Source organism: Candidatus Methylomirabilota bacterium (genome assembly GCA_035936835.1).
Lineage (GTDB): Bacteria > Methylomirabilota > Methylomirabilia > Rokubacteriales > CSP1-6 > AR37.
On sequence record DASYVT010000152.1, the window covers coordinates 1 to 4,334 of the forward strand.

Here is a 4,334-nt window from a genome sequence, read left to right on the forward strand (position 1 = left end):
TGGACCATGCCGAAGGCGGCGCGCCCGACGGCGCGCATGGTCAGCGCCGCGATCATCATCGGCACGATGCCGCCCAGGAAGAGGCCGATCACCACCTTGGCGTCGAGCAGGTCGATGGTCTTGAGCGCGACGGACTCGGTAACGGCCGCGTAGAGCGCGAGCGCCGTCAGCGCCGCCGAGCCGATGGCGAAGCCCTTGCCGATGGCCGCCGTCGTGTTGCCGAGGGCGTCGAGCTTGTCCGTGACGGCGCGTGTCTCGGGCCCGAGGCTCGCCATCTGGGCGATGCCGCCCGCGTTGTCGGCGATGGGGCCGTGAGCGTAAGTAACATTAGCGCCCTCCGGCGGCAGTCGCCCCTCTTGTGGCTCCCGTCCCCGTGACATAAGGTGCCATACTCAGACGCTGGCCCCCCAGGAGCCGATGCCACAGCGGCTCGTACGGGCGCAGTCTAAACCTCGACGTGGTCCGGGATGACCCGAGGCCACGTCGAGGCTGTTCGGCACAAGACCCTAAGGCCTATTCTCTGAGATCACGCGAGGTCGAAGCGATCGAGGTTCATCACCTTGGTCCACGCGCTGACGAAGTCCTGGACGAACTTCGCCTGCGCATCCGAGCTCCCGTAGACCTCCGCCAGGGCCCGGAGCTGGGAGTTCGAACCGAACACGAGATCGACGCGCGTGCCGGTCCACTTGAGCGCGCCCGTCTTGCGATCGCGCCCTTCGAACGCGTCCTTGGCGTCCGATGCCGCCTTCCACTCCGTGCCCATGTCGAGCAGGTTCACGAAGAAGTCGTTGGTCAGCGCGTCCGGCCGCTTGGTGAAGACGCCGTGCTTCGTCCCTCCGGCGTTGGTGTTCAGGACGCGCATGCCGCCGATGAGCACCGTCATCTCGGGCGCGGTCAGCGTCAGCAACTGCGCCCGATCGATCAGCAGCTCCTCGGACGACACGGGGTACTTGCCCCCGAGGTAGTTTCTAAAGCCATCCGCGACCGGCTCGAGGACGGCGAAGGAGTCCGCATCGGTTTGCTCCTGCGAGGCATCCATGCGACCCGGCGCGAAGGGCACCGTCACCGCGTGACCGGCGTTCTTCGCCGCCTGCTCCACGCCCGCGCAACCGGCCAGCACGATCAAGTCGGCGAGCGAGACCTTCTTGCCGCCAGACTGCGCGCGGTTGAACTCGCTCTGGATGCCCTCGAGCGTCTTGAGCACCTGCGCCAGTTGGGCCAGCTGATTGACTTCCCAGTCCTTCTGCGGCGCGAGGCGAATGCGCGCGCCGTTCGCCCCGCCGCGCTTGTCGGAACCGCGGAACGTGGACGCCGACGCCCACGCGGTCGAAACCAGCTCCGAGACAGACAGCCCCGACGCCAGAATCTTGCCCTTGAGGGAGGCAATGTCCGTTTCATCGATCAGCTTGTGATTGACCGCGGGGATGGGGTCCTGCCAGATGAGCTCTTCGGCAGGAACCTCCGGGCCAAGGTAGCGGGCGCGCGGGCCCATGTCCCGATGCGTTAGCTTGAACCACGCTCGCGCGAAGGCGTCCGCGAACTGATCCGGGTGCTCGTAGAAGCGCCTCGAAATCTTCTCGTACGCCGGGTCGAGCCGCAGGGAGAGGTCCGTGGTCAGCATGGCTGGCGCGTGACGCTTGGACTTGTCGTGGGCATCCGGAATCGTGGCGGCGCCTGCGCCCCCCTTCGGTCTCCACTGATGCGCGCCCGCCGGGCTCTTCGTCAGCTCCCAGTCGTAGCTGAACAGGTTCTTGAAGAAGTTGTTGCTCCACTTCGTGGGCGTTTCGGTCCACGTGACCTCCAGACCGCTGGTGATCGCGTCACCGCCTTTGCCCGTGCCGAACGTGCTCCGCCAGCCGAGGCCTTGCTCCTCGATGCCCGCCCCTTCGGGCTCAGGCCCCATGTACGACTCGAGGCCGGCGCCGTGGGTCTTGCCAAAAGTGTGACCACCGGCGATGAGCGCCACCGTCTCTTCGTCGTTCATGGCCATGCGCTTGAACGTCTCGCGAATATCCGTTGCCGCCGCGATCGGATCTGGATTGCCGTTCGGGCCTTGCGGGTTGACGTAGATCAGCCCCATCTGAACGGCGCCGAGCGGATTCTCGAGATCTCGGACGCCGGAGTACCGCTTGTCCCCCAGCCACTTGTCCTCCAAACCCCAGTAGACCTCCTCCGGCTCCCAGACGTCCGGACGCCCGCCGGCGAACCCGAAGGTCTTGAACCCCATCGATTCCAGCGCGACGTTGCCCGCGAGGATCATGAGGTCCGACCATGAGATCTTCCGGCCGTACTTCTGCTTAGTCGGCCAGAGCAGTCGGCGCGCCTTGTCGAGGTTCCCGTTGTCGGGCCAACTGTTGAGGGGTGCGAAGCGCTGCTGGCCGCTACCGGCGCCGCCGCGGCCGTCGCCGATGCGGTACGTGCCGGCAGCGTGCCATGCCATGCGAATGAACAAGGGTCCGTAGTGGCCGAAGTCAGCTGGCCACCAGTCTTGCGAGTCGGTCATCACCGCCGTGAGATCCTTCTTCACGGCCGCCAGGTCGAGGCTCTTGAACTCCTTGGCGTAGTTGAAGCCCGAGCCCATGGGATCGGAAAAGGGCACGATCTTGAGGTTCAGTTGATTGGGCCACCAGTCTCGGTTCGTCGGGCCGGCGCCAGCCGTGTGCGTGAACGGGCATTTTCCTTCGGTTGCCATCTGTACTCTCCTTTCGTCTGTGGGTCGCCGACATCACCTACGTCATCCAACACTCGGACCAGGGCCGCCAGTAGACCGCAGTCGCCTTCGGCAAGCGGTGTCGCGAGGCCGGCGTCCGGCCGTCCTCGGGGACCCGGCGCTACGGCGGCGGACGGCGCGCGGCCCGCCCACGGCCCTTCCTGCGGCAGGCGGCGCAGCGCCCGTAGAACTCGATTCGGTGATGCGTCACGCTGAATCCGCCCGACGACGCGACCCGGCTCACCAAGGCGCGCGAGTGGGGCTCGGTGAGCGGCCCGGCCACGTCGGCGATGCGCCCGCAGGCCAGACAGGTGAAGTGGTGGTGCTCGCTCAGGTTGCAGTCGAAGCGCGTGTGAGGTCCGGGCAGCTCCTTCACCAGTCCCTGGGCGACGAGGAGCCGCAGGTTCCGATACACGGTGCCGAGGCTCACCCGCGGCAGCCGGCGCCGCACCATCTGGTGCACGGCCTCGGCGGTTGGATGAGCGGTACTCCCGCGGACCACCTCCAGCACCAGCCGGCGCGGACCGGTCAGCCGGAGGCCGACGCCGCGCAGGGCCGCCGACGCCCCGTCCCGCCTCCGCGCGACCGGGCTCTTATCAGGAATAATTGTCATAACGGAACGCAGCCTAAACGCGAAGCGCCCCCGTGTCAAGGAGTCGTGAGGAGGAGTCGTGAGGAGGAGCGAGCGCATAGGAAGGACTAACGCCACCTCCGCTGGGGCCGCGGGCGTCCGACCCGGACCGGGCGCCCCCGGCGGTGGATCCGCAATGGCCGCTTCGAGGGGGCGAAGGTGAGGGGCGGCATCACGATCGCCCGCTGCCCGGCGCCGCCGTGGGGTGGTGGGCAAGGGGCGGGCAGGGGGGTGTGGCGCCGGCCGTCGGGGGCCGGGTCGAGAGCGGCACTGAGGGGCGGGCTACGGGAGTGCGGCGGGCGCGGGTGGGGCGGGGCCGGGTGGCGCAGGGGCGCCGGCGCGGGCGCGGTGGGCGAGGAGGGCCTGCACGGCGCGCGGGTCCTGGACGGTGGCGAGGCCGCGCAGCCGGCCGCCACAGCGGGGGCAGGCGAGGACATCGAGAGCGAGCACGCGGCGCATCAGGGCGGCGCAGGTCCACGCGCCGGGGGTGCCGGCAGCGCGGGGGGTGGCGTCGACGTGGCGCGCGGGGGACTCTGGGTGCGGGCGGCCGGAGCGGACACCCTGTGAGCGCCCGCGCGCAGGCGGGGCGAGGAGGCCGTGGGACACGACCAGGTTGACCGCGGGGCGGGGGATGATCGCCGCGAGCTTTTCCAGGCACTCGATGGGCTCGAAGAGGAGCTGCGAGGTGCCACCGCGCCAGACCGTCTTGAGCGTGACGAGGACGCGCCCGTCGGCCCGGAGCTGGAGGCGGTCCTGGGCGAGCGGGGGGCGGAGGAGGGAGCGGCCGAGCTGCTCGAGGCGGGCGCGATCGTTCGGGGGGACCCAGACGTTGGCGTGGAGATCGAAGCCATCGAGCTGGGCCTGACGCGGGCCGCGGGAGGTGACGTGACCGAGGTTTGGCTCACCGCCGAGGCGGCGGACGCGGGCACCGGCGCGGGGGCCGAGGGCGACGCGGCCCTGGACGGAGGCGCTGGCGAGGCCGGCCAGGACGGG

The 4,334-nt window shown here is 69.4% G+C and carries 3 protein-coding genes and 1 pseudogene; all 4 read right to left on the bottom strand.

What is annotated here, in order from left to right; translation table 11 throughout:
• Positions 1 to 317, bottom strand: a pseudogene (locus VGV06_13965) (sodium/proton-translocating pyrophosphatase).
• A gap of 209 nt (positions 318 to 526) precedes the next feature.
• Complete coding sequence (gene katG / locus VGV06_13970) at positions 527 to 2,692, bottom strand: catalase/peroxidase HPI (GenBank protein ID HEV2056258.1); 2,166 nt, start codon at positions 2,690 to 2,692, stop codon at positions 527 to 529.
• Between the two features lie 139 nt (positions 2,693 to 2,831).
• Entirely contained in the window at positions 2,832 to 3,323 is a 492-nt protein-coding gene (locus VGV06_13975) for a Fur family transcriptional regulator (GenBank protein ID HEV2056259.1), read from the bottom strand.
• 300 nt (positions 3,324 to 3,623) lie between these two features.
• Positions 3,624 to 4,334, bottom strand: a 711-nt coding sequence (locus VGV06_13980) for a transposase (protein ID HEV2056260.1), incomplete at its 5' end; no start/stop codon positions are given.